The sequence below is a fragment of the Solibacillus sp. FSL K6-1126 genome (assembly GCF_038003445.1).
Lineage (GTDB): Bacteria > Bacillota > Bacilli > Bacillales_A > Planococcaceae > Solibacillus > Solibacillus silvestris.
This window is the reverse complement of record NZ_JBBOPD010000001.1, coordinates 3,500,785-3,527,052: the sequence shown is the minus strand read 5'-3', so window position 1 is coordinate 3,527,052 and position 26,268 is coordinate 3,500,785. Positions and strand designations below refer to the sequence as shown.

At 42.9% G+C, this 26,268-nt stretch carries 28 protein-coding genes and 1 other RNA gene; 23 read left to right on the top strand and 6 right to left on the bottom strand.

Annotation, left to right across the window (positions count from 1 at the left end; all coding sequences use genetic code 11):
• Positions 1–36: 36 nt before the first annotated feature.
• From MHH44_RS17580 to MHH44_RS17550, 7 genes are all read left to right on the top strand, one after another.
• Positions 37–1,221 carry a phosphoglycerate kinase gene (locus tag MHH44_RS17580; protein ID WP_340799238.1) on the top strand — a complete coding sequence of 395 codons (1,185 nt, stop codon included), beginning with the start codon at positions 37–39 and terminating at the stop codon, positions 1,219–1,221.
• Between the two features lie 185 nt (positions 1,222–1,406).
• Positions 1,407–2,168 carry a triose-phosphate isomerase gene (tpiA, locus tag MHH44_RS17575; RefSeq protein WP_008406354.1) on the top strand — a complete coding sequence of 254 codons (762 nt, stop codon included), beginning with the start codon at positions 1,407–1,409 and terminating at the stop codon, positions 2,166–2,168.
• Entirely contained in the window at positions 2,161–3,702 is a 1,542-nt protein-coding gene (gene gpmI / locus MHH44_RS17570; protein ID WP_340799237.1) for a 2,3-bisphosphoglycerate-independent phosphoglycerate mutase, read from the top strand. Before tpiA ends, gpmI begins: the two co-directional genes overlap by 8 nt.
• Positions 3,703–3,778: 76 nt before the next feature.
• Complete coding sequence (gene eno / locus MHH44_RS17565) at positions 3,779–5,071, top strand: phosphopyruvate hydratase (protein ID WP_008406351.1); 1,293 nt, start codon at positions 3,779–3,781, stop codon at positions 5,069–5,071.
• Between the two features lie 568 nt (positions 5,072–5,639).
• Positions 5,640–6,224, top strand: coding sequence for a TetR/AcrR family transcriptional regulator (locus MHH44_RS17560; protein WP_340799235.1), 585 nt, complete (start codon positions 5,640–5,642; stop codon positions 6,222–6,224).
• Positions 6,225–6,661: 437 nt separating this feature from the next.
• Positions 6,662–8,077, top strand: coding sequence for a DHA2 family efflux MFS transporter permease subunit (locus MHH44_RS17555; RefSeq protein ID WP_340799233.1), 1,416 nt, complete (start codon positions 6,662–6,664; stop codon positions 8,075–8,077).
• Between the two features lie 274 nt (positions 8,078–8,351).
• Positions 8,352–8,528, top strand: a complete 177-nt coding sequence (locus MHH44_RS17550) for a phosphomannomutase (RefSeq protein ID WP_340799231.1) — start codon at positions 8,352–8,354, stop codon at positions 8,526–8,528.
• Between the two features lie 58 nt (positions 8,529–8,586).
• Here the strand turns inward: MHH44_RS17550 and MHH44_RS17545 are convergent, their stop codons facing one another.
• Positions 8,587–8,877 (bottom strand): transposase, encoded by a 291-nt coding sequence (locus MHH44_RS17545; protein ID WP_340799230.1) that lies wholly within the window; start codon positions 8,875–8,877, stop codon positions 8,587–8,589.
• 25 nt (positions 8,878–8,902) lie between these two features.
• Complete coding sequence (locus tag MHH44_RS17540; RefSeq protein WP_340799228.1) at positions 8,903–9,832, bottom strand: nuclease-related domain-containing protein; 930 nt, start codon at positions 9,830–9,832, stop codon at positions 8,903–8,905.
• A 151-nt stretch (positions 9,833–9,983) separates the two neighbouring features.
• Between MHH44_RS17540 and MHH44_RS17535 the strand changes: the two genes are divergently transcribed.
• Entirely contained in the window at positions 9,984–10,271 is a 288-nt protein-coding gene (locus MHH44_RS17535) for a hypothetical protein (protein ID WP_087617834.1), read from the top strand.
• A 57-nt stretch (positions 10,272–10,328) separates the two neighbouring features.
• Here MHH44_RS17535 and MHH44_RS17530 read toward each other — a convergent pair whose 3' ends face one another.
• Together MHH44_RS17530 and MHH44_RS17525 are read right to left on the bottom strand one after the other, a co-directional pair.
• Positions 10,329–10,940: a hypothetical protein gene (locus MHH44_RS17530; RefSeq protein ID WP_340799225.1), complete on the bottom strand. Its 612-nt coding sequence runs from the start codon at positions 10,938–10,940 to the stop codon at positions 10,329–10,331.
• Complete coding sequence (locus MHH44_RS17525; RefSeq protein WP_340799224.1) at positions 10,937–11,581, bottom strand: phosphate starvation-inducible protein PhoH; 645 nt, start codon at positions 11,579–11,581, stop codon at positions 10,937–10,939. The genes MHH44_RS17530 and MHH44_RS17525 overlap by 4 nt, the downstream gene beginning before the upstream one ends.
• 178 nt (positions 11,582–11,759) lie before the next feature.
• Here MHH44_RS17525 and MHH44_RS17520 point away from each other — a divergent pair, with 178 nt between their 5' ends.
• The 10 genes from MHH44_RS17520 to MHH44_RS17475 all read left to right on the top strand — a co-directional run bounded on the left by MHH44_RS17520 (position 11,760) and on the right by MHH44_RS17475 (position 21,383).
• Positions 11,760–12,890 carry an ABC transporter substrate-binding protein gene (locus tag MHH44_RS17520; protein ID WP_340799222.1) on the top strand — a complete coding sequence of 377 codons (1,131 nt, stop codon included), beginning with the start codon at positions 11,760–11,762 and terminating at the stop codon, positions 12,888–12,890.
• Positions 12,891–12,904: 14 nt separating this feature from the next.
• Positions 12,905–13,906, top strand: coding sequence for a FecCD family ABC transporter permease (locus tag MHH44_RS17515; RefSeq protein ID WP_008408955.1), 1,002 nt, complete (start codon positions 12,905–12,907; stop codon positions 13,904–13,906).
• Entirely contained in the window at positions 13,903–14,748 is an 846-nt protein-coding gene (locus tag MHH44_RS17510; RefSeq protein WP_340799221.1) for an ABC transporter ATP-binding protein, read from the top strand. Before MHH44_RS17515 ends, MHH44_RS17510 begins: the two co-directional genes overlap by 4 nt.
• Before the next feature lie 114 nt (positions 14,749–14,862).
• Positions 14,863–15,090, top strand: a complete 228-nt coding sequence (secG, locus tag MHH44_RS17505; protein WP_008408959.1) for a preprotein translocase subunit SecG — start codon at positions 14,863–14,865, stop codon at positions 15,088–15,090.
• A gap of 171 nt (positions 15,091–15,261) precedes the next feature.
• Entirely contained in the window at positions 15,262–16,008 is a 747-nt protein-coding gene (locus MHH44_RS17500; protein WP_340799220.1) for an alpha/beta hydrolase, read from the top strand.
• Between the two features lie 250 nt (positions 16,009–16,258).
• Entirely contained in the window at positions 16,259–18,667 is a 2,409-nt protein-coding gene (gene rnr / locus MHH44_RS17495; protein WP_340799219.1) for a ribonuclease R, read from the top strand.
• 68 nt (positions 18,668–18,735) lie between these two features.
• Positions 18,736–19,200 carry an SsrA-binding protein SmpB gene (gene smpB, locus MHH44_RS17490; RefSeq protein WP_339263156.1) on the top strand — a complete coding sequence of 155 codons (465 nt, stop codon included), beginning with the start codon at positions 18,736–18,738 and terminating at the stop codon, positions 19,198–19,200.
• A gap of 224 nt (positions 19,201–19,424) precedes the next feature.
• Entirely contained in the window at positions 19,425–19,769 is a 345-nt protein-coding gene (locus tag MHH44_RS17485) for a helix-turn-helix domain-containing protein (protein ID WP_014822817.1), read from the top strand.
• A gap of 159 nt (positions 19,770–19,928) precedes the next feature.
• Positions 19,929–20,285, top strand: a transfer-messenger RNA (tmRNA) gene (gene ssrA, locus MHH44_RS17480).
• Between the two features lie 126 nt (positions 20,286–20,411).
• Positions 20,412–21,383: a tyrosine-type recombinase/integrase gene (locus MHH44_RS17475; RefSeq protein WP_340799218.1), complete on the top strand. Its 972-nt coding sequence runs from the start codon at positions 20,412–20,414 to the stop codon at positions 21,381–21,383.
• Positions 21,384–21,946: 563 nt separating this feature from the next.
• Here the strand turns inward: MHH44_RS17475 and MHH44_RS17470 are convergent.
• On the bottom strand, positions 21,947–22,159 hold the full coding sequence (locus tag MHH44_RS17470) for a helix-turn-helix domain-containing protein (protein WP_340799217.1): 213 nt from the start codon (positions 22,157–22,159) through the stop codon (positions 21,947–21,949).
• A 789-nt stretch (positions 22,160–22,948) separates the two neighbouring features.
• Here MHH44_RS17470 and MHH44_RS21230 point away from each other — a divergent pair.
• Genes MHH44_RS21230 through MHH44_RS17455 form a run of 3 tightly spaced genes read left to right on the top strand, consistent with a single transcriptional unit; the run spans position 22,949 to position 24,845 of the window.
• Positions 22,949–23,764, top strand: a complete 816-nt coding sequence (locus MHH44_RS21230) for an FtsK/SpoIIIE domain-containing protein (RefSeq protein ID WP_445683057.1) — start codon at positions 22,949–22,951, stop codon at positions 23,762–23,764.
• Entirely contained in the window at positions 23,742–24,299 is a 558-nt protein-coding gene (locus tag MHH44_RS17460; RefSeq protein ID WP_340799215.1) for a replication-relaxation family protein, read from the top strand. Before MHH44_RS21230 ends, MHH44_RS17460 begins: the two co-directional genes overlap by 23 nt.
• A 12-nt stretch (positions 24,300–24,311) precedes the next feature.
• Complete coding sequence (locus tag MHH44_RS17455) at positions 24,312–24,845, top strand: hypothetical protein (RefSeq protein WP_340799214.1); 534 nt, start codon at positions 24,312–24,314, stop codon at positions 24,843–24,845.
• Positions 24,846–24,888: 43 nt separating this feature from the next.
• On the opposite strand, the gene MHH44_RS17450 is transcribed toward MHH44_RS17455, so the two are convergent.
• A complete protein-coding gene (locus MHH44_RS17450; protein ID WP_340799213.1) occupies positions 24,889–25,125 on the bottom strand; it encodes a helix-turn-helix domain-containing protein in 237 nt (78 codons plus the stop codon).
• Positions 25,126–25,385: 260 nt separating this feature from the next.
• Here MHH44_RS17450 and MHH44_RS17445 point away from each other — a divergent pair, with 260 nt between their 5' ends.
• Both MHH44_RS17445 and MHH44_RS17440 read left to right on the top strand, forming a co-directional pair.
• Positions 25,386–25,610 (top strand): hypothetical protein, encoded by a 225-nt coding sequence (locus MHH44_RS17445; protein ID WP_340799212.1) that lies wholly within the window; start codon positions 25,386–25,388, stop codon positions 25,608–25,610.
• 14 nt (positions 25,611–25,624) lie between these two features.
• Positions 25,625–25,855 (top strand): hypothetical protein, encoded by a 231-nt coding sequence (locus MHH44_RS17440; RefSeq protein ID WP_340799211.1) that lies wholly within the window; start codon positions 25,625–25,627, stop codon positions 25,853–25,855.
• Positions 25,856–26,268: the final 413 nt, after the last annotated feature.

The window sequence follows — 26,268 nt, the reverse complement described above, 5'->3', positions numbered from 1 at the left end:
ATAATTGACGAACGAGTATGAAGGAGGATGTTCAGTATGTTTTTAAAGAAATCAATGAACGATGTAGATGTAAAAGGAAAACGCGTATTTGTGCGTGTCGATTTTAATGTGCCGATGGATGAGGGCCGCATTACCGACGAAACGCGTATTCGTGCAGCTATTCCAACAATTGAACAATTAGTAAACGCTGGAGCAAAAGTAATTTTAGCTTCACATCTTGGCCGTCCAAAAGGCGAAGTGAATGAGGACATGCGCTTAACAGCAGTCGGCGAGCGTCTTTCGGAATTGATGGACAAGCCAGTCAAAAAATTGGATGAATCAATTGGTTCAGATGTAGAAGCAGCGGTTAACAATATGCAAGACGGCGAAATTATCCTGCTTGAAAATGTTCGTTTCCATAAAGGCGAAGAGAAAAACGACGAAGCATTGGCAAAAGAGTTTGCGAAATTAGCGGATCTTTATGTAAACGATGCGTTTGGCGCAGCTCACCGTGCACATGCTTCAACAGAGGGCATTGCAAAACATGTACCGGCTGTATCAGGTCTATTAATGGAAAAAGAACTGGACGTATTAGGAAAAGCTTTATCCAATCCGGAGCGCCCGTTCACAGCGATTATTGGTGGAGCGAAAGTTAAAGATAAAATCGGGGTTATTGAAAACCTGTTGGATAAAGTGGATCACCTGATTATCGGCGGCGGTTTAGTATTTACGTTCGTAAAAGCGATGGGTCACGATATCGGGAAGTCATTGCTGGAAGAAGATAAAATCGAGCTGGCAAAAAGCTTTATCGAACAAGCGAAAGAAAAAGGTGTACAGCTGCATATGCCGGTCGATGCTGTCGTAGCAAACGAGTTTTCTAAAGATGCGGAAACTCAAGTTGTGGCAATCGATGCAATTCCATCTGATTGGATGGGACTGGATATCGGACCGAAAACGGCTGAAAACTATGCAGAAGTTATTAAGCAATCAAAATTAATCATTTGGAACGGACCAATGGGTGTATTCGAAATGGAAAAATTCGCAAACGGTACGAAAACAGTAGCGGATGCAATGGCAACAACAGACGGCTACACAATTATCGGCGGCGGTGACTCAGCTGCAGCGGTAGAAAAATTCGAAGTCGCTTCGAAAATGGACCATATTTCAACAGGCGGCGGTGCTTCATTAGAGTTAATGGAGGGTAAAGAATTACCGGGAATTGTTGCGTTAAACGATAAATAAATCATTAATAGGATAAATTATCTGTGACTACAGGATGTTAGTTGTTTGGAGCGAAGGCGGCGACTCCACCGGGAAAAGCGCGACGCTCGAGACTATAGGCTTGAGCCGCGCCCGGGGAAAGCGTCCGCCGTAGCGGAAAACAACGGCATGATTGAACAGAATCTTTTAAAAACGGAGGGTTTTGAATGAGAAAACCGATCATAGCAGGAAACTGGAAAATGTATAAGTCCTTTGATGAGGCAGTTGATTTTATCGAAGAAATCCAACAAGAGGTTCCTTCTCCGGATAAAGTCGATGCGGTCATCTGTGCACCTGCATTATATTTACCGACACTTGTCGTAGGGGCAGAAGATTCAAGCCTGGCAATTGGCGCGCAAAACATGCACTTTGAAGACGAAGGAGCATTCACAGGCGAGATCAGCCCGAAAATGCTTTCGAATGTCAATGTCGATTATGTCATTTTAGGACATTCGGAGCGTCGTGAGCTATTCAACGAAACAGACGAAGCGATCAACAAAAAAGTCCGTGCTGCTCTTAATTACGGTATTGTACCGATTATTTGCTGCGGCGAAACATTGGAAGAGCGTGAAGCGGGTCAAACCGAAGCAAAAGTAGCACGCCAAATTACAAAAGCGTTAAAAGACTTTGCTCCAATTGAAGTTGAGCATATGGTCATTGCGTATGAACCAATCTGGGCAATCGGAACAGGGAAAACAGCTACTGCGGAAGATGCGAATACAGTATGCTGTGCAATCCGTCTGGCGGTTGAAACATTATACGGAAAAGATACAGCTGAAAAAGTGCGCATTCAATACGGTGGCAGTGTAAAACCTGAGAACATTGAAGAGCTTTTATCACAAGAACATATCGATGGCGCATTAGTAGGAGGAGCAAGCCTACAACCAGCATCATTTATGAAATTATTGGAGGCGGCAGCAAATGCCTAAACAACCCGTAGCATTAATTATTTTAGATGGCTTTGCCTTTCGTGAGGAAGTAAAGGGAAATGCCGTAGCACAAGCAAATAAACCGAATTTCGACCGTTACTGGCAAGCCTACACACATGCAACTTTAATAGCAAGTGGTGAAGCGGTAGGTCTACCGGAAGGCCAAATGGGGAACTCTGAAGTTGGACACTTGAATATCGGGGCTGGACGCATTGTGTACCAGTCCCTGACACGTATTCACAAATCGATTCGTGATGGGGATTTCTTCCGTAATGAATCGTTTCTTGCAGCTGTTGAACATGCAAAAGCACATGGTTCGAAGCTCCATTTGATGGGTCTTCTTTCAGATGGCGGTGTTCATAGTCACTATGAGCATCTATTTGCCTTATTGAAATTGGCTAAAGCAAATGGTCTTGAGCAAGTATATGTTCACGGCTTTCTGGATGGCCGCGATGTCGGTCCAACGACAGCACTTGAATATATTTTGGAAACAGAAAAACAGATGAAAGAAATCGGGATCGGGAAGTTCGCATCGATTCATGGCCGTTACTATGCAATGGACCGTGACCGTCGCTGGGAACGTGTCGGCTTAACGTACAATGCATTAGTTGATGGAATCGGACAAACAGCTTCTTCCGCAACAGCAGGTGTCCAGTCTTCCTATGAACGTGAACTACATGATGAATTCGTTGTGCCGTTTGTCGTGACTGAAGAAGGCCGACCTGCCGCAACGATCAGCACGAACGATGCGGTCATTTTCTTTAACTTCCGTCCGGACCGTGCGATTCAATTATCGTCTTTATTGACAAATGAAAAATTTGATGCAATGCCACGCTCTGAAAATCATCCGACGAATCTGAAATTTGTTACTTTTACACATTACAGCGATGATGTCGTAGCAGATGTAGCATACGAAAATGATAATTTAGTTAATACAGTCGGTGAGGTTATTTCAAAAGCTGGCAAAACACAACTGCGCATTGCGGAAACGGAAAAATATCCGCATGTCACGTTCTTTATGAGCGGTGGACGTGAAGAAACATTTGCTGGCGAGGAGCGTATTTTAATCGCCTCTCCAAAAGTGGCGACTTACGACTTGAAGCCTGAAATGAGTGCGTATGAAGTGACGGATTCTTTACTGGAAGCTATTGCAGGAGAGAAGTTCGATGCGATCATTTTAAACTTTGCAAACCCGGATATGGTCGGACATTCCGGAATGCTTAAACCAACGATTAAAGCAATCGAAACAGTGGATGAGTGCCTAGGTAAAATCGTTGATGCGATTACTGCTAAAGGCGGTTATGCGATCATTACAGCTGATCATGGCAACTCAGATGAAGTGGTGACACTGGATGACAAGCCAATGACAGCACATACGACAAACCCGGTACCGGTGATTGTGACGAAGCCTGGTGTCATGCTTTATGAAGACGGCATTTTAGCCGATCTGGCACCGACGATGCTTGATTTACTTAATATTGCCCAGCCTGCAGAGATGACAGGGAAATCGTTAGTTATGCCAAGCGAACAGTAATTGATCGCGGGGTTAATTATATAGCTTGTCCTTGTGCAAGCACCTACTAAATTTATCAATAGAGGAGTTTTTTATTATGCCATTCATTACTCAAGTATATGCTCGTGAAGTATTAGATTCTCGCGGTAACCCAACAGTAGAAGTAGAAGTATTCACAGAATCAGGCGCATTCGGCCGTGCTATCGTGCCATCGGGTGCTTCAACTGGTGAATATGAAGCAGTTGAATTACGCGATGGAGACAAAGGCCGTTACTTAGGTAAAGGTGTTGAAAAAGCGGTAGAAAACGTCAACACAATTATCGCGGAAGAACTTGAAGGTCAATATTCTGTATTGGACCAAGTTGTGATCGACCAAGCGTTAATCGAACTTGATGGAACAGAAAACAAAGGTAAATTAGGTGCAAACGCAATTTTAGGTGTGTCAATGGCAGTAGCGCACGCAGCAGCTGACTACTTAGACATTCCTTTATACCAATACTTAGGTGGCTTCAACTCGAAGCAATTACCAGTACCAATGATGAACATCTTAAACGGTGGTGCACACGCGGACAACAACGTGGACATTCAAGAATTCATGGTAATGCCAGTAGGTGCTAAATCATTTAAAGAAGCATTACGTATGGGTACAGAAATCTTCCATAACTTAAAAACAGTATTAAAAGAAAAAGGCCACAACACAGCTGTAGGTGACGAAGGCGGATTCGCTCCAAACTTAGGTTCAAACGAAGAAGCAATCACGGTGATCATCGAAGCAGTTGAAAAAGCAGGCTACAAAATGGGCGAAGAAATCCGCTTAGCAATGGACGTTGCCTCTTCTGAACTTTACAACAAAGAAACAGGCAAATACGTTTTAGCTGGTGAAGGCGTAGAAAAAACTTCTGAAGAAATGGTTGCTTGGTACGAAGAGTTAACTTCTAAATACCCAATCATCTCAATCGAAGACGGTTTAGACGAAAACGACTGGGCTGGCCACAAGCTATTAACAGAGCGTATCGGTGACCGCGTACAATTAGTTGGTGACGATCTATTCGTAACAAACACTACGAAATTATCTCGCGGGATTGAAGAAGGCGTTGGCAACTCAATCTTAATCAAAGTAAACCAAATCGGTACATTAACAGAAACATTTGAAGCAATCGAAATGGCGAAACGCGCTGGCTACACAGCTGTAATCTCTCACCGTTCAGGCGAATCAGAAGACAACACAATCGCTGACATCGCTGTTGCAACAAATGCAGGCCAAATCAAAACAGGTGCACCATCTCGTACGGACCGCGTTGCGAAGTACAACCAATTACTACGCATCGAAGACCAATTAGGCGCAACTAGCCGTTTTGAAGGGCTAAAATCTTTCTACAATATTAAATAATTGTTTCATGAACGAGCACTCGCTTTTTGGCGGGTGCTTTTTTGTGTGGTGGTGGTTGTTACTGGGATAGCGGGTGGGGGCGTTGGTTTTATTAGAAGATTAGGGTGGGTTATTAGAAGATTTTTAGATGATATTAGAGGAAACGGCTGGGATATTAGAAGTTCTGTGAATTGGAGGGGGAGGGAAGCTGAGTTTGCCGGTGTGGGAAGTTAAAATTCGCGGAGAAGAAGCCGAGCTTGATTTTATTAGAACATTCGAGTGGTTTATTGGAAAATGTTGATGGGATATTAGAACATGTAGAAGCTTTATTAGAACTTTCGGAGGACTTATTAGCACATTGGGCACTTATATTAGAAAATCGGCAATATATTAGAACAAATAAATTTATATTAGAACATTTCCGGATATATTAGAAAATCCGGGGACAACACATTCCTTGGAGTTATTGAAAATTTGTGAACGTTGGCATCAGGTTATTATATAAGCGGGAGAATTTGTGATATGTTTAAGCTATTCAAATTTGACGGGTATAAATTAGACCAGTTGTTATAGAGGGTGGGAGAACGGTATGTCTAATCAAACGAAGGAAAAGATTTTGGAAACAGCTACGCGGTTGTTTTACTTTCAAGGTTTCCATGGGACCGGCTTGAATCAGATTATAAGTGAATCGGGATCACCAAAAGGGTCGCTGTATCACTATTTTCCTGAAGGGAAAGAACAGCTTGCGGAAGAAGCGATCGTACTGTCAAAACGGCGGATCGGCGCGGTCATTCAACATTTTATGAATGAGTTCGTGGACGTAGGAGCAGCACTGAATGCCCATATTTTGGCAATGGCCGATTTATTTGATGTGGAAAATGGACTGGAGGAGCATTCCTATACGATGATGCCATTCGGACTGCTTGCGGCGGAATCGGCCTTTATGAATGAGCGTTTGCGGAAAGTATGCGGCGATACGTATAAGTACTGGGAATCAATTTATTATACAAAATTGATCGCCAATGGGTTTAGTGATGAAGCGGCTGTTATGCTTAGTAAAGCGGTAAGCGCGATGATTGAAGGGGCCGTTACACTGTCGTTGTCCCAGTGTTCAAACGAGCCGTTATTAAATATAAGCAAAGTCATCCCTGCTTTGCTTACACAGTATAAGTAAAGGCTTGTCCGGAATTTCTGGACAGGCTTTTTTGTTGTTCACAATTAGCCTTTTTTTGTATTAAGTGTGTGGAAAACTATTGCAAAATTATTGTTTTTCATAGCAATGGATGTGAAATCGTTTGCAAAGGTTGATGTAGCAACTTTTTTGTTATATCTCTCCACATTTTATTGGAAATAGTGCAATCGTTTTCATAAAAATATGTTAAAAAATGTCTACGAAAGATAGGCCCAGTTAAGGTTAAAAATGGATAATGGATGTTCACAATTATAACGACCGGTCTAATATTTTTCTCTTGAGCGATTGAATTTCCATGAAAAAATTTGATATATTTTAAAGCGTGCTGTTTGAAGAATCGTTCGTAACAGCAAAAAGCATGATACGCAGCAATTATCATCTTTCATAAATGAGTCTTATAAAATTGGAGGAAGAAAAAAATGGAAGCACCTATATTCAATGTGAAAAGCCCAAAAGGTATGGCAGCAGTTCTGATGATTAGTACATTCGTTGGTTTATTTGGTGAAACGGCATTAAACATGGCGTTAACAAATATTATGGATGACTTCGGTGTATCAGCAGCATCGGCGGCATGGTTAACAACGGGTTACTTATTAGTATTGGCCGTATTAGTTCCATTATCATCTTATTTAGTACGCTGGTTTACAACACGTCAATTAGTAGTGGCAGCCGTTGTATTCGCGGTGATCGGTTCGTTACTAGGCGCATTAGCACCGAACTTTGCGGTATTACTGGCAGGTCGTTTCGTACAAGCACTTGCAACAGGGATTATTCTACCGTTAATGTTCAATGTTGTAATGCTGATTTTCCCGGTGCAAAAGCGTGGTGCCGTCATGGGAATCGTCGGGATTATTTTAACGGCAGGTCCGGCATTAGGTCCATCAATCGCAGGTTTAATCGTATCTTCATTAAGCTGGAGATATATTTTCTGGATCATGGTCGTTGTGTATGCCGTTGTAATCGTTTTAGCACTATCTAAAGTGGATAATGTATCAAACGTAACACGTCCAAAAATTGATTTATTATCATTAATCGCTTCTACGTTCGGTTTCGGTGGTGTTGTATTCGCGTTAGCAACGTTAGCGGAGCAATCGATTACAAAACCAATTGTTTGGGTACCACTTGTCGTTGGTTTCGTATTATTAGTCGTCTTCGGCATTCGCCAAACAAAAATGGATGAGCCAATGATTGACTTATCGGTATTTAAATCACCAATGTTCTCTTTAGGTGTCGCATTGATGGTTGCGACAATGTTCATGATTCTTTCGGTGGCGATCTTAGTGCCGATGTTCCTGAAAACAGTATTAGGTTTTGCAGCTTTAACTGCAGGTTTATGTATGTTGCCAGGTAACATCTTAAATATCATCATGTCACCGATCGTTGGGACAAACTTCGATAAAGTCGGAGCGAAAATCTTCACACGGATCGGCTTTACACTGATTTTAGTGTCAATGATCGTGTTCTTAACGACGATTTCGGCAACAACAGCAACTTGGATCATTATCGTTAACTTATGTGTATTCTTTGTCGGGGTATCGATGACAATCATGCCGGCACAAACAAATGCGATGAACTCGTTGGCACCACATAAATTTGCTGACGGTTCAGCGGCATTGAACACCCTAACGCAAATCGCGGGTGCTTCAGGTACTGCGGTTGCCATTACAATGTTCACAATCGGTCAGCAAAACTACATCGAAAAATTCAGCAACGCCTTACCGGCAGAATTTTTAGCACACGGTGTACACTCAGCATTCATCGTCGTGACCGTCGTTGCAGTATTAGGTCTGGTTGGTTCGTTCTTCGTGAAGAACAGCAAGCCGGTTGGGAATTAATTTAATAGCTACGAATGAACTGCTCAAATTTGTAGTGAATCGTTTATGGGACAGCAGCGGCAATTGCCGGTGCTGTTTTTTGTTTGGGCGGAGCTGGAGGACGCTGATAGTAGAATTTTCGTGAAGTGCCTGCATTTTATTAGAACAATGTAGCCGGTTATTAGAAGAAAGCCGGGGGATATTAGAACAAGTGGGATGGATATTAGAAGTTCCTGGAATTTGAGGTGTAGAGTGGGTGAATTGTCGGTGGCAATAGGCGGGGAGAAAGGCGGATTTGATTTTATTAGAACAATCGAGTGGCTTATTTGAAAATTGTGGCAGGATATTAGAAGATGTAGATACTTTATTTGAACATCTAGAACACTTATTAGAACAAACCGCACTTATATTAGAAAATCAGCCATTTATTAGAACAAATAAATTTATATTAGAACTATTTCGGATATATTAGAAAATTACACAAGCCCCCCACATCCACTCAACGAATGTGGGGGGCTGCCTCTCGTAACTCATCGTTCAATATCGGAAAATACATGGATCGCTTTTCTCAAAATCTCATTCTCTTCTTCCAGCGCACGTATTTTCTTTTCATATGCTGCTTTCATCTTTTCTGCTTCGCTCTCGGAAACCAAGCCTGTCAGTGACTCACGGTGTTCCTTCACCCACCGATGAATCGTGGAAGGGCCTACATCATATCGACCGGCAATATCAGCCACTTTTGCGCCACCTTCTGTAACAAATTTAATAATGTCCTCTTTTGTTTGTGCATCTACACGCTTACGATTTTGTTTTTCATTCATATGTGTCACATCCTTTTATAAGTACTTACTCAAACTTCTCCGGAATCAAATAATACGACCCTTTATTCACCCCGTGCTTTTCCAGGCCGGCTCTCGCCAACAGTTTCGAAGCTATATGGATACACGGAATATTAAAAAACTCCCGGAACTCTTTATTCGTTATGCGGGGGCTGACTAAAATTCGGTATTGCAGAAAAGTTTCGTACAACGCTTCTTTACTTTTCACCTTACAAACCGGACAAATAAAATAGCCTTGCCTATAATGCATTTCATTAACATAATCGCATGCCTTACAGAGAACGCCATTGCGTAACCGGTGTCTTTCAATCGTACGGCGAGGGGGAAGCTGTTCGTAAAGCTGTTCTAATTGGTTTTGCAGAAAAGTAATATTCGCACGGGGATTTGGGTGCTGTCTATACAGTTTTTCGATGAATCTCGGGACGCCGCTCATATGCATAATCGGGAAATTGGTGAGCGAATGGTCAAGTGTGGCGCGGTGATTGGCGAGTACGACGATGTGGTGAACGGGGATGGAAATTTGCCACGCTTTGAATTGATGCTCCAAAAAAAGCTGGTGGCGATATGCCTGGTCAAACGGGTTGGGGAAGTTTTCGCTGACATTCTCCTGGACACGGGAAAATTCATGGAGGGCGGGTTTGTAGAAAAGCGTGCCGGAGATTTGCTTTACTTCCATGACGACGACAAAATGCGGCGTAATGAGCAAAGCGTCCATTTGATGGGTAAAACCTTTTGAATTGATGCACTCGAAATTATAAAAAATATGGAAAGCGGATTTAAAATGATAGTCCGAGAGCAGCCTTTTCAACTTTTGTTCTCCTGATAAGCCGGCTTCCAATCGGTAAAATTCCTGCTCGATTGCCGGTGCATCCAAATCATCCATTTTCATGCGATTCATCAATGTTTTGACAAATAAATAATGCCTTGATTGCTGCACGATTTTCACCTCCTCATTTCACTATAGCGAATGTAAATCGAGAAGAAAATAAAATGCCTGAAAATATCTTTTTGCGAAGAAAATTACTAAAAATGTTTTTCTTTTATAAATCGGGGAATCATAAAGCATACACCAAAGGAGGCTATTCAATATGAAACTTAAAAAGACACCTACTCTGATGATGACGTTATTACTATCATTATCACTTGCGGCTTGTAATGATGAAGATGATACGAACATCGACAACAATGTTGACGACGGTACGGATGATGGTCTAATGGAAGACAACAATGACGATACAAATGTCGAGTTAGACGTTGACGGCGACGACAACAACGACAACACGGATGACAACTTAGATGATAATACAGAAGACAACACTGATGGCACTGTTGACGACAATACTGACGACAACAAAGATGACAACAGCAACGATTAATAAATAAAAAGCATGGTGCACGCATTCAATTGCGGGTGCCATGCTTTTTTCAATTCCTTAAATTTCCCCGAAGGCTAACCACGGGAAGAAGCCGTCCATGAACTTCTCTGTTGCCGGCATGAAGTACGAGCCGAAATGGAAGTCTGGATCAAGTGTCGTCACGATCCACGTACCTTTTGAGCTGACTTTGTCGACATACAGTAATGAACCGCCGTCCTTCATATCAATCAGAGACTGCATGCCGTCCTGTAAATGGAAGACGCCGTGCTGATGCCATGTACACGCCGCTTCATCCAGGAAACCGTCACGGAATAACGGGTAATCCGGTGCGACCATGCGTAAGCCGCTGTCCGCATCTTTTTCAAGCCACCACCAGAAGTTCGTCGGGCGTGTTTCCCAGTTTTGGCCCGGAATCCATTGCCACGGCTGAGGTCCGAATGCTACGACAACCCCGCCGTTATCCGCAAAGCGTCGGATTGCCGGTGCTGCTTCCAGCAATAATTTATTGTGCAATTGTGAAGGAACAATTACCACGTCCATATCCTCCAAATCTTCTTCGACAAAGCGCGGTAAATAGATGATTTTCTCGAAGTACTGCTTGAATTTCGGTGTATTGAATGTCACGTAATGAGGCGCGTGACCACTATATAAAACGGCTATTTTTCTCATGCTTCAGATCCTTCTTTCAAACGTAGTAATTCTTGATCAAGCCAAGCTAAAAACTGCGGTGCGATCAGCTGTGTCGAGTTTTCACCTGTTGCGTATGTCAGGAAATCACGGCAAGATGCAGCGACAACCGTTCCTTTTGTTGCAGTGCGGTCAATGAAAACGATCGGTGTGCCGTCCGTAAACTGCAGCACGATTTCCGATTCCTTATTGACTACCGGATGAGACCCACGTGCATAGAAGCCAGAAACGCCTTTACGGTAAGTAAGTTCCATCATATCAATACCTTCATAAAATGTACCTTCTGCTGCTGGCTCCATCACATAATCGGAATGGGATTTAATTTCCTTTGGCATAAACAGACCGGCACCTGGCAGCCAAGGACGGAAAATATGTGTGTTGGCAATAATAATTTTCCCTTCATTCAAGAAGTTTTCAATGACTTGTTTGTGCTCATAAAGATGTTCCTGATCGATAAAGTCCGTTACGACCATCACATTGAACTCGGAAAGGTCGGCAGTCGAAATTTCATACTGGTCGAGGAATGTTACATGGTCCATTGGTTCATTAGAGACGTTCATAGCACGTCCCTCTAGGCTGAATGCATGTCCGCCGTCCAGTTTTACAATTTTATATTCAGACATAAAAATCTCCTTTAATCCTGTAAATTTAATTAATTGATACAAATTCTCATTTGAGAACCGAATTCTCATTGACATTGAAAATCATTATCAATTATACTCAATCTTGTTGAGAAATCAAATAATATTTTATTAAAATAATAATTTCGTGAAAACGGATGATGTCTAAGGAGAGAAAACAATGGCAGGACGTAACGCAATTTTGACAACGCTGGCACTCGCAGCGATGGCGCTAGCAGCATGTTCAGATAAAGAGGCAACAACTTCAACTTCAGGCGGAGAAGTACAAACGACTGCAGAAGAGAAAATTGTCATCGATCAGGCAGGTACAGAAGTAACGATTCCCGCTGAAGTGAACTCGATTGTATCGGGCGGGATTTTACCGTACTTCCATACATGGTATGTCGCAACAAACTCAGCAAAAGAAATCGTGGGAATGCATCCGAACTCTTACAATGCTGCGGAAAACTCGATTTTATCGAAAATGGCACCGGACATTTTGAAGGCGGATACGTCATTCGTCCAAAATGGGGAAATGAACGTCGAGGAATTAATGAAAATCAACCCGGATGTGTTCTTTGAAATTGCAACGGATGAAAAATCAATTGAGCAGGCACGTAATGCGGGGATCAACACAGTCGCGATTAAAGCTATTGATGCTGCGGCAGCAGAGCCACTTGCGACATTCAACAGCTGGCTTAAGCTGACGGGTGAAATTGCGAGCACAACAGAGCGTGCGGACAAATTCATTGAAATCGGTACAGTTGTGCAAAACGAAATTTACGAAAAAATCGATGGCTTAACGAAAGAACAAAAGCCGAATGCATTAATGATGTATCAGTTATCCGAGCAGGCGATTACGGTAGGCGGCAAAAACTTCTTCGGGAACCAATGGCTGAACGCAACAGGTGCCAATGACGTTGCGGAAAACGATGTAACTGGACGCAAAGATGTCAACATGGAGCAAATCTACAATTGGAATCCGGAAATCATCTATTTAACGAACTTCACGGAAATCCAGCCGGAAGATTTATATAACAACACGATTCCAGGTCAGGACTGGAGTGAAGTGGAAGCGGTGAAAAATAAGCAAGTGTACAAAATTCCACTGGGGATTTATCGCTGGTTCCCGCCAAGTGGCGATGCACCGCTAATGCTGAAATGGCTGGCAAGCAACAACCAGCCTAAGCTATTCGACTATGATATGAATGCTGAAATTAAGAGTTACTATAAAGACTTTTACGGATATGACGTAACGGACGAAGAAGTAGAGCAAATTCTACACCCATCTTCTGACGCTGCGAAGTATTAGAACGAGGGACGCTCATGAAAAAGTGGAAAAGTATTTTACTGTGGGTATTGCCGCTTGTACTTGCGATCGCTTCGCTTGGCATCGGCCGGTTTGAAGTCGATTTTGTAACAGTGGTCAAAATCCTCGGTTCGCATATTTTTCCGATAGAAGAAACGTGGACACAAATGGAATATAACGTAGTCATGACCGTTCGGCTGCCGCGTATTATCCTCGCACTATTGATCGGTGCGGGGCTTTCCATTTCAGGTGCTGCATTCCAGGGGATGTTCGCCAATCCTTTAGTGAGCGCGGATATTTTAGGAGTCGCTGCGGGTGCCGGTTTTGGTGCTTCTATCGGAATTTTACTGTTTGGCAATGGTTATGTGACACAAGGTTTTGCGCTGGTCTTTGGTTTAGCGGCCATCGCATTTACATATATGATCGGCGGTTCTGGACGCAATATGCCGATCTTTATGCTTGTACTGGCAGGGGTAGTGACGAGTGCATTGTTTAATGCGCTGATCTCGTTAACGAAATTTGTGGCCGACCCGGAAGAAAAACTGCCTGCCATTACGTATTGGCTAATGGGAAGTTTGGGAACGGCCTCTTACCGCGACTTATGGACAGCGGGACCAATTATTCTAGTCGGAATGCTCATTTTGCTGGCACTGCGCTGGCGTATTAATTTACTGACATTGCCGGATGATGAGGCGAAGTCTTTAGGGATAAATGTCGTGCGCATGAAATGGCTTGTCATTGCAGGGGCGACGCTTTGTACAGCGGCGGCAGTTGCCGTTGCGGGGATTGTCGGCTGGGTCGGCTTAATCATCCCGCATATCGCAAGGATGTTTGTCGGCAGCAATAATGAACGCGTACTGCCGATGTCGATTGCACTGGGCGGCGCGTATTTACTCATCATCGATACATTGGCCCGTTCGGTAACAGCAGCGGAAATCCCGTTGTCGATCTTGACGGCAATTGTCGGAGCACCGTTCTTTGCTTATCTTTTACGTCGTACAGGAGGTAGCTGGTCATGAAAATAGAAGTACGTGAAGGCAACTTCTGCTATGCGAAAAAGAAGGAAGTGAAGCCGTTCATTTATGAATCGAATATTAGCTTTACACTGGAACCAGGCAAGATTATGGCAATTCTCGGTCCAAACGGCGCAGGAAAAACAACGCTGTTAAAATGCATTACCGGCTTGCAGGACTGGCGTGTCGGTGAATCATTAATCGATGATGTACCGCTTGCAAAAGTTTCGCAAAAAGAGCTTTGGAAGAAAATCGGCTATGTTCCGCAGGCACATAAAATGGTATTCGGCTTTTCGATTGAAGACTTGGTGGTGATGGGACGTGCGCCGTATATCGGTTCATTGTCAAAGCCGTGCAAGGAAGACTATGAAAAGGCGCATGAAGCATTAAATGAAGTAGGCATTGTGCACTTGGCGAAAAAGTCGTGCAATGAAGTGAGCGGCGGGGAACTGCAGCTGGCGCTAATCGCAAGAACGCTTGTATCGAATCCGGAAATTTTAATACTGGATGAACCGGAATCGCATTTGGATGTGCAAAAGCAGGTTGTCATTTTGGAAACATTAAAACGCCTGGCGAAAGAGCATAGGATTTCATGTATTATCAACACGCACTATCCGAACCATGCGTTTTATTTGGCGGATCAAGTATTGATGATTGCGAAGGAGAAAAAGGCGGTCATCGGCGCGGTTCATGAAGTGATGACCGAATCCCGAATGAAGGAATACTTCGATATTGACCTGCGCAAATTGATCTTTGAAGAAGAGGATCTTCTATTTGAAACGATGGTACCACTTGCATTGGCGGCAAAACGAGATATAAGCGAATGCCGTTTTAACAGTTTTGAATAAGAGTGGGGAATGTTGGATAAAATATGATGTTCATTTCCAAGAAATATTGTAATGGCTCCCTCATTTTGATATACTAATTTGTATTGTGACGTCCATACTTAGGAGGTGGAGCAAATGCATACGTTATTTACAGTATTACTTATTATCGTAGCGATAGCCTTAATCGTTGTTGTATTATTACAATCAGGTAAAAGCGCTGGTTTATCAGGTGCCATCTCTGGTGGAGCTGAGCAACTATTCGGTAAGCAGAAAGCTCGCGGAATGGATCTAGTCCTTCACCGCACAACAATCGTTCTTTCTGTTGCATTCTTCGTATTAGCTTTAGCGATTACGAAATTCTAATTGAACGAAAATTAAACGCCTAACCAAGCATTTAATGCTAGGTTGGGCTTTTTCTTTTAGTGTGGGCCCAAACACAGTATAATAGAAGAAATAAATGAAAAGTTTTCCATGATTCAATGGTGTGATTGAATCGTATCTTTCATATTATGGAACAAGACGGGAGCAATCAGTATGAAATCATCTTTGTCTTCACCGTTCTTCTTTCAGGCAGGACCGAGAGCGGTTTTATTATTACATGGTTTTACAGGAAGTTCGGCAGATGTGCGGATGCTTGGACGCTTTTTGGAAAAGCACGGCTACACATCGCTTGCCCCACATTATAAAGGACATGGTGTTCCGCCAGAAGAACTCATTGTCTCAAATCCCGAAGAATGGTGGCAAGATGTAAAAAACGGGTATACTCAATTAAAAGAGGCAGGCTATGAAGAAATCGCCGTTGCAGGACTATCGCTCGGTGGCGTATTTTCACTCAAGCTTGCGACAAGTCATCCGGTGAAAGGCGTTGTCACAATGTGCTCGCCGATGACGATGCGCACGACAGACATTATGTTTGAAGGCGTACTTGAATATGCAAAACAATATAAAAAACAACAAGGTAAAAATGAACAGGAAATTGAATTAGAGATTGAAGCAATCAAGCAGCAGGGAATGGCATCACTGCCAGAACTGCAGCAATTAATTTACGATGTACGAGAGACAATCGACCTGCTGTATGCGCCGATTTTGGTAATCCAATCGCGCAACGATAAAGTCATCAACCCCGATTCAGCCAATATTATTTATGATACCGTCGAATCGATCGACAAAAAAATCAGCTGGTATGAGCATTCGGGCCATGTCATCACACTCGATAAAGAAAAAGACCAGCTTCATGAAGAAGTTCTCACGTTTTTAAATTCGTTAGATTGGATAGTCTAATGGTGTGAATAAATTTTTGTTCAGCTTATTTATAAACGTTTAGTAGTTGATTGAAGTGGAGGTTCGAGTGTGACTGACGGCTAAAGCCTTTCGTCACAAGCAAGCTTCCAGCGGGATAAGCGTGACGCCTGAGACTACTGGCTCAGGCCACGCCCGCGGAAAGCGTAACCGTAACGGAAATCAACGGCTTGCGAAGTACTTTTTAAATAAACCTGAACTTTATTTTCTGTTCAAAGGAGGGAAATAATACATGACACAACAAAATGAATTACAACAGCGCGTTCTTGATATGATGAAGGACGATGGCTATAAACCGATGACCGTATCGGAAATTGAAGATGCACTAGAATTAGAAGAAGCGGATGATTTCCGTGAATTAGTCAAAACACTCGTAAAAATGGAAGCACAGGGACAAATCGTGCGCTCCCGTTCAAATCGCTACGGTTTACCGGAACGCATGAACTTACTGCGCGGCCGCTTTATTGGTAACGCGAAAGGATTTGGTTTCGTCGCACCGGAAGAACAAGGCATGGACGATATTTTCATCCCGGCACACGAAGTCAATGGTGCACTCAATGAAGATACCGTGCTCGTACGTGTATTAAAGGAACAATCAGGTGACCGCCGTGAAGGAACGGTTGTTAAAATTGTCGAACGCAGCAAAACATCATTTGTCGGTACATACCAGGCGAATCGTGGTTTTGGTTTTGTCGTTACAGATGATAAGAAATTGAATATGGATATCTTTATCGCAAAAGAGGATGCACTGGGTGCGGTCGACGGACATAAAGTCGTTGTAGAAGTAACGCACTGGCCGGATGCAACGAAATCTGCGACAGGGATGATCACGAAAATTTTAGGTCATAAAAATGATCCGGGTGTGGACATTTTATCGATCCTTTATAAATATGATATTCCGCCAGAATTCCCGGAAGAGGTTGTCCAAGCGGCAATCGATGTACCGGATGAAATTACCGAACAGGACTTAGTCGGTCGTCGTGACCTGCGCAATGAAGTGATCGTGACTATCGATGGTGCCGATGCGAAAGACTTGGATGATGCCGTTACCGTTGTTAAAAATGACAATGGCACATATAAGTTAGGTGTACACATTGCCGATGTCAGCTATTATGTGACACAAGGCTCTGTACTGGATCAGGAAGCGTATAAACGCGCGACTTCTGTTTATTTGACGGACCGCGTAATTCCGATGATTCCACACCGTTTATCAAACGGAATCTGTTCATTGAATCCACAGGTTGACCGTTTAACATTGTCATGTGAAATGACGATTGACCAGGCTGGGCAAGTTGTGAAGCATGAAATTTTCCAAAGTGTGATTAAAACGACGGAGCGTATGACGTATTCGGACGTTTATAACATTTTAGAAAATCCGGACGAAAACCCGGAATTAATGGAGCGCTATGAAAACTTAGTGCCGATGTTCAAAGATATGGCCGATTTAGCGCAAATTCTACGAAACAAACGTATGGCGCGCGGTGCGATTGACTTTGATTTCAAGGAATCGAAAGTATTAGTGAATGAAGATGGCTGGCCGACTGACATCGTGTTACGCGAACGTACAGTTGCAGAGCGTCTGATTGAGGAGTTCATGCTTGCAGCGAACGAAACGATTGCCGAGCATTTCCATTGGATGGAGCTGCCGTTCATCTACCGTATTCACGAAGATCCGAAGCCTGAAAAATTACAACGCTTCTTTGAATTTGTTACAAATTTTGGTATTATGATCAAAGGTACTGGAAATTCGGTACATCCGAAAGCATTGCAGGAAGTCATTCGTTCAATTGAAGGCTTGCCGGAAGAGCCGGTTATTTCAACGATGCTGCTGCGTTCGATGCAGCAGGCAAAATACTATGCCGAGTCGTTAGGTCACTTCGGTTTATCGACAGAGTTTTATACGCACTTCACATCACCAATCCGTCGTTACCCGGATTTAATCGTCCATCGTTTAATTCGTACGTATTTAGTGAATGGCGATACATCGAAGGAAACGGTTGTACAGTGGAGCGCGGTAATGGATGAAATTGCGGACCATACATCTGGCCGTGAGCGTCGTGCGGTTGAAGCAGAGCGTGATACAGATGCACTGAAAAAAGCGCAGTTTATGTCCGATAAAATCGGGGAAGAGTTCGAAGGGATCGTGTCATCGATTACGAACTTCGGTATTTTCGTAGAGCTTGAAAATACGGTGGAAGGTCTTGTGCATATTTCGAATATGACCGACGACTACTACCGCTTTGAAGACCGTCATATGATGATGATCGGTGAGCGTACTGGCCGCCAGTTCCGCATCGGGGATGAAGTGAAAATCCGTGTGGCGAATGTCGTGATCGAGGAATCTTCGGTTGATTTTGAAATCGTTGATATGGTGAGCAGTCCACGTCCAGCTCGTCGTCAAACATCGAAAGTGATTCATGCAGGTCGCCGAGAAGGCCGTAAAAAAGATGATGAGCGTACAGGCGAAAAACGTGACCGCAAATCACGTGGTGGAAGCAAGGCACGCCCTGAGAAAGAAAAACGTTCAGGCACGTCTGACCGTGATCCACGAGGACGCCGTAAAGAAGGTAAATCGGGCGATAAGCCGAAGTTTTACGAAGGCATCGCAAAAGGAAAAAAGAAAAAAAGTAAAAAGAAATAGTAAGGTGTGAAGCTATGATGCAATTTCGGCATCATAGCTATTCCACTTAAAATAGAGGTGTAAAACGAATGGCAAAAGGCGCAGGTAAAGTTTTAGCTCAAAACAAAAAAGCGAGCCATGACTACTTCATAGAAGAAACAATTGAAGCCGGGTTGGTACTGACAGGAACGGAAATTAAATCCGTACGTGGTGCCCGTGTCCAGCTGAAGGAAGCGTATATTAGTGTGATGGGCGGAGAAGCATGGGTAAAAAATATGCATATTTCGCCATTCGACCAAGGGAACCGCTACAATCATGACCCACTACGCGAACGCAAGCTGCTCTTACATAAAAAGCAAATCAGTGAATTAGTCGGTGCCGTGAAGCGTGACGGCTATACAATTGTTCCACTGAAAATGTATATTAAGGACGGCTATGCGAAGTTACTAATCGGTCTTGCAAAAGGTAAAAAAGATTACGATAAACGTCATGATATGAAGAAAAAAGAAGCGAAGCGTGACATGGAACGTGCTTTCAAGGAACGCCAGCAATAACCGGAAATCCGTTGTTTTAATCGGCATTAATAAATTAACCAAAAGAGATGTGTTAAACGAATTTGTTTATTTTTTAACACATCTCTTTTTTTCGGGCAAAAAAAGTGGTTTTTAATCTAAAAAATGGGGGTACAAATGTAAGATGATGTAGACGTAAGGTTGAGATAACAGAATTTGGGGTGTATTAGTCAATGGCAATAGCATACGTAGGGGGATTTCCACAAGTGAATGGATTACGCAACGCAGAATTAGTCGATAAAGTTGTTATTTTAGTTGAAAAGTATAGTGTACATGGGCATTGTTTAGCATTAGTCGAAGAAATAATTGCCGACGAGTATCCGAATTATAATATGATTTTCCAGCAGCAAGTCGGGATGCCGGTAAATGAATATATTACGAAAGTTCGTTTACACAAAGCGGAAGGGTTACTGGAAGATACGGAAATGGACTTCAAGGAAATTTCAAAAATGATCGGCATGAACGGTTACTTTGAATTTACCCAACTGTTCAAGCGATTCCACGGTGTCACACCGGTAGACTACCGCAACCAGCTGCATAAACAAGGTTAAGAAAATATTGGCAGTGTACGAGAGAAGCAGATTTACTTGCAAGCTCAGCCGGTTTGTCATATAATTGACTGTACTAGCCAGTGTGTATCTACTCATACGGTACACGTTTTAAAGAGCATTTAGCTCTTTTCCGAACTTAACTCGGGTTTACTACTACTCGGGGACGTTACGGATTCGACAGGGGTGGTTCAAGCTCTGGTCGCGCGTCGGAGGTCTCGTCTTCGTCAACAACGGAAGTTATATAATAACTGGCAAACAACAAAACTTCGCTTTCGCAGCTTAATAGCGCGTAGCACTCAGCCTGTCTATCGCCCATGTAGACTACGCTGGGTTCAACTTAAGTGGGATACGATCGTTGGCACCACCTGAGTCAACGGTAAGAGATTCCCAGGTTAGCGATTCGGACGCCTGTTTGTCGGCATAAGAACTCGCGAATTGCAAGTAGACAAACTACACGCGTAGAAGCCGGCGTATTGGAGCTTCTGGACGTGGGTTCGACTCCCACCGTCTCCATACTTAAAAACCGTTATTTGTAGCGTTATATCAACGTTCAAATGGCGTACATAGGCGTCTGACACAGTATAGTCGGACAACCATCGACCTTCTTAACGAATTAATCGTTAGGGAGGTTTTTTTGCGTATATGAAAAGAACACGGAAACATGGCGCATTTGCCGTCGCCGAAACATTCGACATTGAAATAAAGCCGGTAGAAGATCGGCGCGACTCGCTGACCGTAGCACAAGCGCTTAAAGCGGTATACCGACAAATGGAAATCAGCGGCAATCGACCTAGAACAATCGAAAGCTATGCGTTTGCATGGAACGAATTTATTAAAGTTACTGGCGTTAAATACGTCGAGGATATTGATGCGGATATGATTTACGACTATCTGAACGAGATTGACGTATCGAAAGCGACTAAGCTAGTTCGCTTGAAATCGTTAAAGGCGATTCTTAATCGTTTCTTTGATAATCGGTGGATTGAGATACGCTTTTGGTCGAAGATTCAAATAAAAGTCGATAAGTCGATTAAAGGCGCAGCTAAAGAGAATGACGTTGAGGTCTTACTATCGCTAATTGATCGCAGTACATTCGTCGGCTTTAGAGATACATGCGCGATTTTACTTATGTATCGAACAGGAATTCGTATTACAACGTTAGGCGAACTGAGAGAGCGACATATTGACCTCGATAGCAAAACGATTGATATGGACGGAGCTGTCTTAAAGAATCGCGATACATTGAAGTTACCTATCGACGATCAGCTGGCGGATATGCTGCGAGTGCTAATCGAAAAGAATAAGCAAGTAAGGCGTAAATATAACACGCGCAATAGCTATGTCTTTTTATCGGCAAACGGTCAAGGCATTAATAATAGCCAATCGTCCAGCAACGCTATTTCGAAGTCATTAACGAAATATGCGAGAGAGTTCGGATTAAAGAACGTCAACGCACACGCTTTACGCCGAGCCTTTGCGACTAATCTGTTAAATCAAGGCGCTAACGTCGCTTTAATAAGTAAGGCACTCGGACATAAATCGTTGGAGACTACGACAGTGTATCTCGATTTAGAAAAGGAATTTGTCGCGGAATCACTTCGCGAATATTTGTAAACAAAAAAAAGACGCTCCGGGTGCAACCGGAACGACTTCTTACAACTTAATATGACTTACCGGAAAAACCGATAGCATATACACCTAACGCTATTGTACAGCCTTTGCGAAAAAAATTCAACGTCTTAGGCTTATTTAAGTGCGTCAATTTTTCGGTAGTCCGACGAGGTAGCCCACTAATTCGTCGTTAAATAAACCTGGTCAGTGTCGTCCGTCACACCGCAAACTACGGAATATATCGCACAAATAGCCTTCCCGTTGGCTAGCGACGAATAGCGAGCACAGCTTTATGGTGCGGTAGGTTTATCGGCTCATTACGGTGAGGGTAACTACAATCGCGCGCTTAATTGCGCACACATAGGACGATAATTATGTGAGATTGCAGCGGAAGAAATTCCGATACGAACGGGACAACGAGAAACCTCAGACGTCACATGACGCTAGAAATTGTGTATTTACTTTATGTCGCTTAACGAATTAATTTTTGTTACGCGATATAAGGTAACTACGTTCAGCCGATTTCCTAGAGCGAGCGCCATTCTGCTAGTTTGATAGTGCGTTTGTCAAGCCTCGAAATCAATTAGCTGCCGAATATCATCGATATTTAAAGCATCGGCAATCTTACATATAGCGGATTTAGGAATACGCTCGGTTTTATTATTTACTAATTCGGAGATTGTGCGTACAGATAAGCCGGTTTTATCGGACAGTTCTTGATACGTCATTTTATTATCGATCAGCAATCTATATAGTTTTATTTCAATTTTACGCTCCATGTTTTACCTCCATTTTACGTTTTACATAAAATTTTTTATAAGGACAAGATATATTTTTACGGTAAGTGTAATACTCTAATACTACCAAATCAAATTCCACATCTAACGCCTGATTGATTGCTACCCTAGTATTCGGTCTAGCACATCGGAAATCCTTTATTTTCATAGCCTCAAAGCCTTCTTAAACCATACTCAATATGAGCAACTATTATTAACATAATAGAACCCGTGGCAAACTCAACTTTATACTGGGGATTTTCCTTGAACGTATTTCTTTAAAAAAATGAGGACAGGAGATGCGAATTGTTTTTTGAAATCATAACGACGACTTTGTTTGGAGGAATTGCGTTTCAAGCGTTCATTAAAAAGAAAGGCTTAGCTACAAATGATTCCGGAAAGATTCAACGGATTATGTCGTTATCAGGCTTAAACGTTAAGGACGGCAGCGACACGCTTACTACAACTTTGCTCCGTAAGAAACGTTTCGATTGGGGTTGGGAATATCGTTATAGGATTCCGCTAGGGCGCTCATTCGACGACTATGTAGCGAAGTTAAGGACGTTAGAGGACGGCTTAAACAACCGCCGTAAACGAGTGACATTCGCTGAGCTAACATCGTTACAGTTTGACGCGAACATACTCGACAACCTTAAAACGTTATGGCAATCGAAATTAACGGAGCGTAAAGAGATTGAACTCGTTTATGACGGACTTTTAATCGTTCGAGTGTATGAAAAGCCGTTACCGCAAGAGGTGGCGTTTACTGCTGGCGATGGATGGCGAGTGCCGATCGGTTTAACTCGCGATAAGAACACGTTCAAATACCTCGACTTCGAAAAGATTCCGCATCTCATTATTGGCGGAGCTACTCGCTACGGTAAAAGCAATATTATTAACGCGTTGATTAACAGCTTAATATCGAGCAAGCCGGAATATGCGCATTTTTATATGATCGACTTAAAAGGCGGCGTCGAGCTATGCGATTACGAGAATATCAAACAGACGGAATCAATCGCCTATGAGCCGGAGGAGGCATTGGAGACGCTACAAGCTGCCTACGTTAAGATGCGTGAGTTACAACGCCAGTTACGGTTAAAAGGTAAAAAGAACGTACAGCAAGCCGGTATAATGGACCGATATTTCATCGTCATAGACGAAGTAGGCGAACTCAATCCGAATGAAGCGGTTACGAAGGAGGAAAAGGCGCTTAAAACTGAATGCCAAACGATTATGTCGCAGATAGCGCGCTTAGGAGCCGGACTAGGATTCCGTTTAATTGTAGCGACGCAATATCCGGTAGGAGACGTTATTCCACGCCAGGTTAAGCAGAACGCCGACGCTAAGTTATGTTTCCGTGTGCAATCCGCAGTAGCTTCACGCGTTGTATTAGACGAAATAGGCGCCGAGCTATTACCACAAATTAAAGGCCGTGCAATCTTTCAAACGGCAGATAAGCGAGAAATCGTTCAAACTCCGTTGATTACTGCGGATATTATCGAGTCTACGATTGAAAAGTATATCGTTGATAAGGAGGAAAAGCGCGTTGAACACAAAGCCTCTAACGAGCCGTCAGGAGAAAATATTGCTACTTTTGAAATCCTTTGACTATTGCACACGCGATCAACTTAACAAACACTTTAAATTAGGCTCAATCCGCAATACGAATCGGGTTTTAAACGATTTAACGGACTACCTGGCTTCGTTTCGTGAAGGTTATCAGACGATTTATTATTTAAATAAGAACGGTAGAGAATACGTGGACTCGAGTAAAGTCCGTAAGAAAAGTAATCATGTTAATCACGTCATTATGCGGAACGATTTTTGGCTTCACTGTAATTGCCCGAGCGATTGGAAGAATGAAGTTAAAATCTCAAACGGGAATATTTCTATCGTTGCTGACGCTATGTACTCGATCGGTGGAATTCATCATTTCTTAGAGGTCGATAATACACAGACGATGAAAGAGAATAGAGCAAAGATTGAGCGTTATATACAGTTATTGAATAGCGTTAGAGCCAAAGTCGGGCATTTCCCCGTTATTGTATGGTTGACGACTACTGAATTGAGAAGGAAGCAGCTAGAAGAAGCGTGTCGGGTATTGCCTCATTTCAAAGTGTTTTCAATAAGCGATATAAAATAAGGGGGAAACGTAATGTTCAAAAGAAATAAAACGCGAGTTGTGCCGGTTGCGGAGTATGGCGATTATACAGAACGCTTTGAGGAAATGGAGAAAATCCGGCAAGAGAGAACGTTCGCTACTCGTAAGGACGTCGTAGTTATGAGCGCTATTCCTACGCTCGGAGCTGCCGGATTGGTGGCGTATAACAAGCTGACTGCCGTTAATCCGTCTGTTATGGAAGTTATGCCAGTAACGGCTATGCCCGATATAACAAGCCTTCCGGATACTTATACGGCAATGGCAGTTAATGCTCCGATACCGACCGGCTATGTTGCAGATAAATCCTTAGAAGTACTAGCGACGATACTTGATCCAGTTATAGATATATTAATCGCCATCAGCTTTCCGATTGCCAGCGTCATTATGATAGGAGCGTGTTTCTTCTTCATGATAGGCAATCCTGAGCGAGCGTGGTCGATGATAATGAACGCCGGCTTAGGCTATGTACTGATTCAAATATCGCCTATGTTCCTCGATATACTACGGACTGTTGGTGAAGCAATCTAAACGTAATAAAGCGCCGTCTCCACGCGAGATAGGGCGCTTTTTCTTATTCTTCGTTTACATAGTCGAATACGTCCGTCAATTTATAATGGCCCGACGGATCAAGGCGATTCATTGCGTCGATTACTTTCTCGATTGTATCGAATGTGACGCCTTTACTCTTACCGTTCACCAAGTCCGATAACGTCCCCGGTCTAATTTTTGCCTCTACTGCGATTGCATTCTTAGTTAGTTTGCAGCCATCGCGCTCCAAAGTCTCGTTTAAAGTAATTTTAATCGGCACAAAGCCACGTCCTTTCAACCTTTTTCAAATTTATCATAACATTTTAAAAAAACTTTCGCAAATACGCTTGACGTCACACCGTAATTAATTGTATAGTATGGTTACATCTTACGGTAACACGTCAAACTTTAGACCGTAAATAAAAAGAAAATTTGGGGGATGGAAATTATGACAGTGAAAGTAGACGAAAACACGTACATCATCATCAACGATTTTTATGCAGCAATCATTATAGACGGGCAAGAGTTCGGTATGGCGGTATGAGACAGGTAACGCGTAATCAAAGCGCCTTCGAAAGCTCTTATCGTAAAGCATTTATCAAGCTATTAACGGCAGCAGCAAGCACTACAAAAGCGGTTGACGAGTATTTCTTCGGTACAACAGAGGAACGTACGGAGGAAGAATCGGACATACGACCTCATTTTTACGGCTCATTATCGTTTGCAATCGCAGTAGTGCTGTTTATTTACGTATTTATTATCTAAATGGAGGCGTTAATATGAAGAACATACGCATTGAGCTAGTCGAGATTGACGAAGTCCACACGCTCGAAGTAATGAAGGCGGATATTATCGAGGATGTACGGTTAGAGTTGTACGGAGAAAATGAGGCGACATTAATTATCGGTGACGAGTTTGAAATTGACTTCACCTGGACGGAAACAGCGGCGGCAGTATTCGGGAATCTTACTGCTGAGCAGGTCGCTTTGTTAGGTGTACTCACGAAATAAACGGAAAATACGCGCATGAACGGTTAGTATGCAAACGAACGGATTAAGCACAATTGGCGGTGTGCTTCACTAATAACTTGCGATTGCAGTCGTAAGTCATACCGATTTTGGCGGATCGGTGGTAGCGGTTGGCGACGTTACTAAATAAGCGGTCATTGTTGCAGCTTTGACAGCGGTTATACATCGGTAAGGACGTAGTTGGCGCTGCGTTCTTTTTCCGATTATCCGGAGTACATTGACAATTGAACGGATTAAAGCGGTTATATACGAGGCTAACGCCTCTATAAGCCGCTGACGCGTCTTATTGCACTATTATTGTAACTCTATTACCGTACGATATAAACGATACAATAAGTATCAATCGAATTTATTTTGCGTTCTTTGCAAAATGAAGGCGATAATGTTTTAGGAAG

Excerpts from the sequence above, each read along its gene's own strand:
- smpB (WP_339263156.1), top strand. The coding sequence starts at position 18,736 with ATGGCAAAAGGCGCAGGTAAAGTTTTAGCTCAAAACAAAAAAGCGAGC.
- MHH44_RS17520 (WP_340799222.1), top strand. The coding sequence starts at position 11,760 with ATGGCAGGACGTAACGCAATTTTGACAACGCTGGCACTCGCAGCGATG.
- rnr (WP_340799219.1), top strand. The coding sequence starts at position 16,259 with ATGACACAACAAAATGAATTACAACAGCGCGTTCTTGATATGATGAAG.
- MHH44_RS17510 (WP_340799221.1), top strand. The coding sequence starts at position 13,903 with ATGAAAATAGAAGTACGTGAAGGCAACTTCTGCTATGCGAAAAAGAAG.
- MHH44_RS17525 (WP_340799224.1), bottom strand. The coding sequence starts at position 11,581 with ATGTCTGAATATAAAATTGTAAAACTGGACGGCGGACATGCATTCAGC.
- gpmI (WP_340799237.1), top strand. The coding sequence starts at position 2,161 with ATGCCTAAACAACCCGTAGCATTAATTATTTTAGATGGCTTTGCCTTT.
- MHH44_RS17470 (WP_340799217.1), bottom strand. The coding sequence starts at position 22,159 with ATGGAGCGTAAAATTGAAATAAAACTATATAGATTGCTGATCGATAAT.
- MHH44_RS17555 (WP_340799233.1), top strand. The coding sequence starts at position 6,662 with ATGGAAGCACCTATATTCAATGTGAAAAGCCCAAAAGGTATGGCAGCA.
- MHH44_RS17530 (WP_340799225.1), bottom strand. The coding sequence starts at position 10,940 with ATGAGAAAAATAGCCGTTTTATATAGTGGTCACGCGCCTCATTACGTG.
- tpiA (WP_008406354.1), top strand. The coding sequence starts at position 1,407 with ATGAGAAAACCGATCATAGCAGGAAACTGGAAAATGTATAAGTCCTTT.
- MHH44_RS17440 (WP_340799211.1), top strand. The coding sequence starts at position 25,625 with ATGAAGAACATACGCATTGAGCTAGTCGAGATTGACGAAGTCCACACG.
- MHH44_RS17535 (WP_087617834.1), top strand. The coding sequence starts at position 9,984 with ATGAAACTTAAAAAGACACCTACTCTGATGATGACGTTATTACTATCA.
- MHH44_RS17475 (WP_340799218.1), top strand. The coding sequence starts at position 20,412 with ATGAAAAGAACACGGAAACATGGCGCATTTGCCGTCGCCGAAACATTC.
- MHH44_RS17580 (WP_340799238.1), top strand. The coding sequence starts at position 37 with ATGTTTTTAAAGAAATCAATGAACGATGTAGATGTAAAAGGAAAACGC.
- MHH44_RS17545 (WP_340799230.1), bottom strand. The coding sequence starts at position 8,877 with ATGAATGAAAAACAAAATCGTAAGCGTGTAGATGCACAAACAAAAGAG.
- MHH44_RS17455 (WP_340799214.1), top strand. The coding sequence starts at position 24,312 with ATGTTCAAAAGAAATAAAACGCGAGTTGTGCCGGTTGCGGAGTATGGC.
- MHH44_RS17445 (WP_340799212.1), top strand. The coding sequence starts at position 25,386 with ATGAGACAGGTAACGCGTAATCAAAGCGCCTTCGAAAGCTCTTATCGT.
- MHH44_RS17515 (WP_008408955.1), top strand. The coding sequence starts at position 12,905 with ATGAAAAAGTGGAAAAGTATTTTACTGTGGGTATTGCCGCTTGTACTT.
- MHH44_RS17560 (WP_340799235.1), top strand. The coding sequence starts at position 5,640 with ATGTCTAATCAAACGAAGGAAAAGATTTTGGAAACAGCTACGCGGTTG.
- MHH44_RS17500 (WP_340799220.1), top strand. The coding sequence starts at position 15,262 with ATGAAATCATCTTTGTCTTCACCGTTCTTCTTTCAGGCAGGACCGAGA.
- secG (WP_008408959.1), top strand. The coding sequence starts at position 14,863 with ATGCATACGTTATTTACAGTATTACTTATTATCGTAGCGATAGCCTTA.
- eno (WP_008406351.1), top strand. The coding sequence starts at position 3,779 with ATGCCATTCATTACTCAAGTATATGCTCGTGAAGTATTAGATTCTCGC.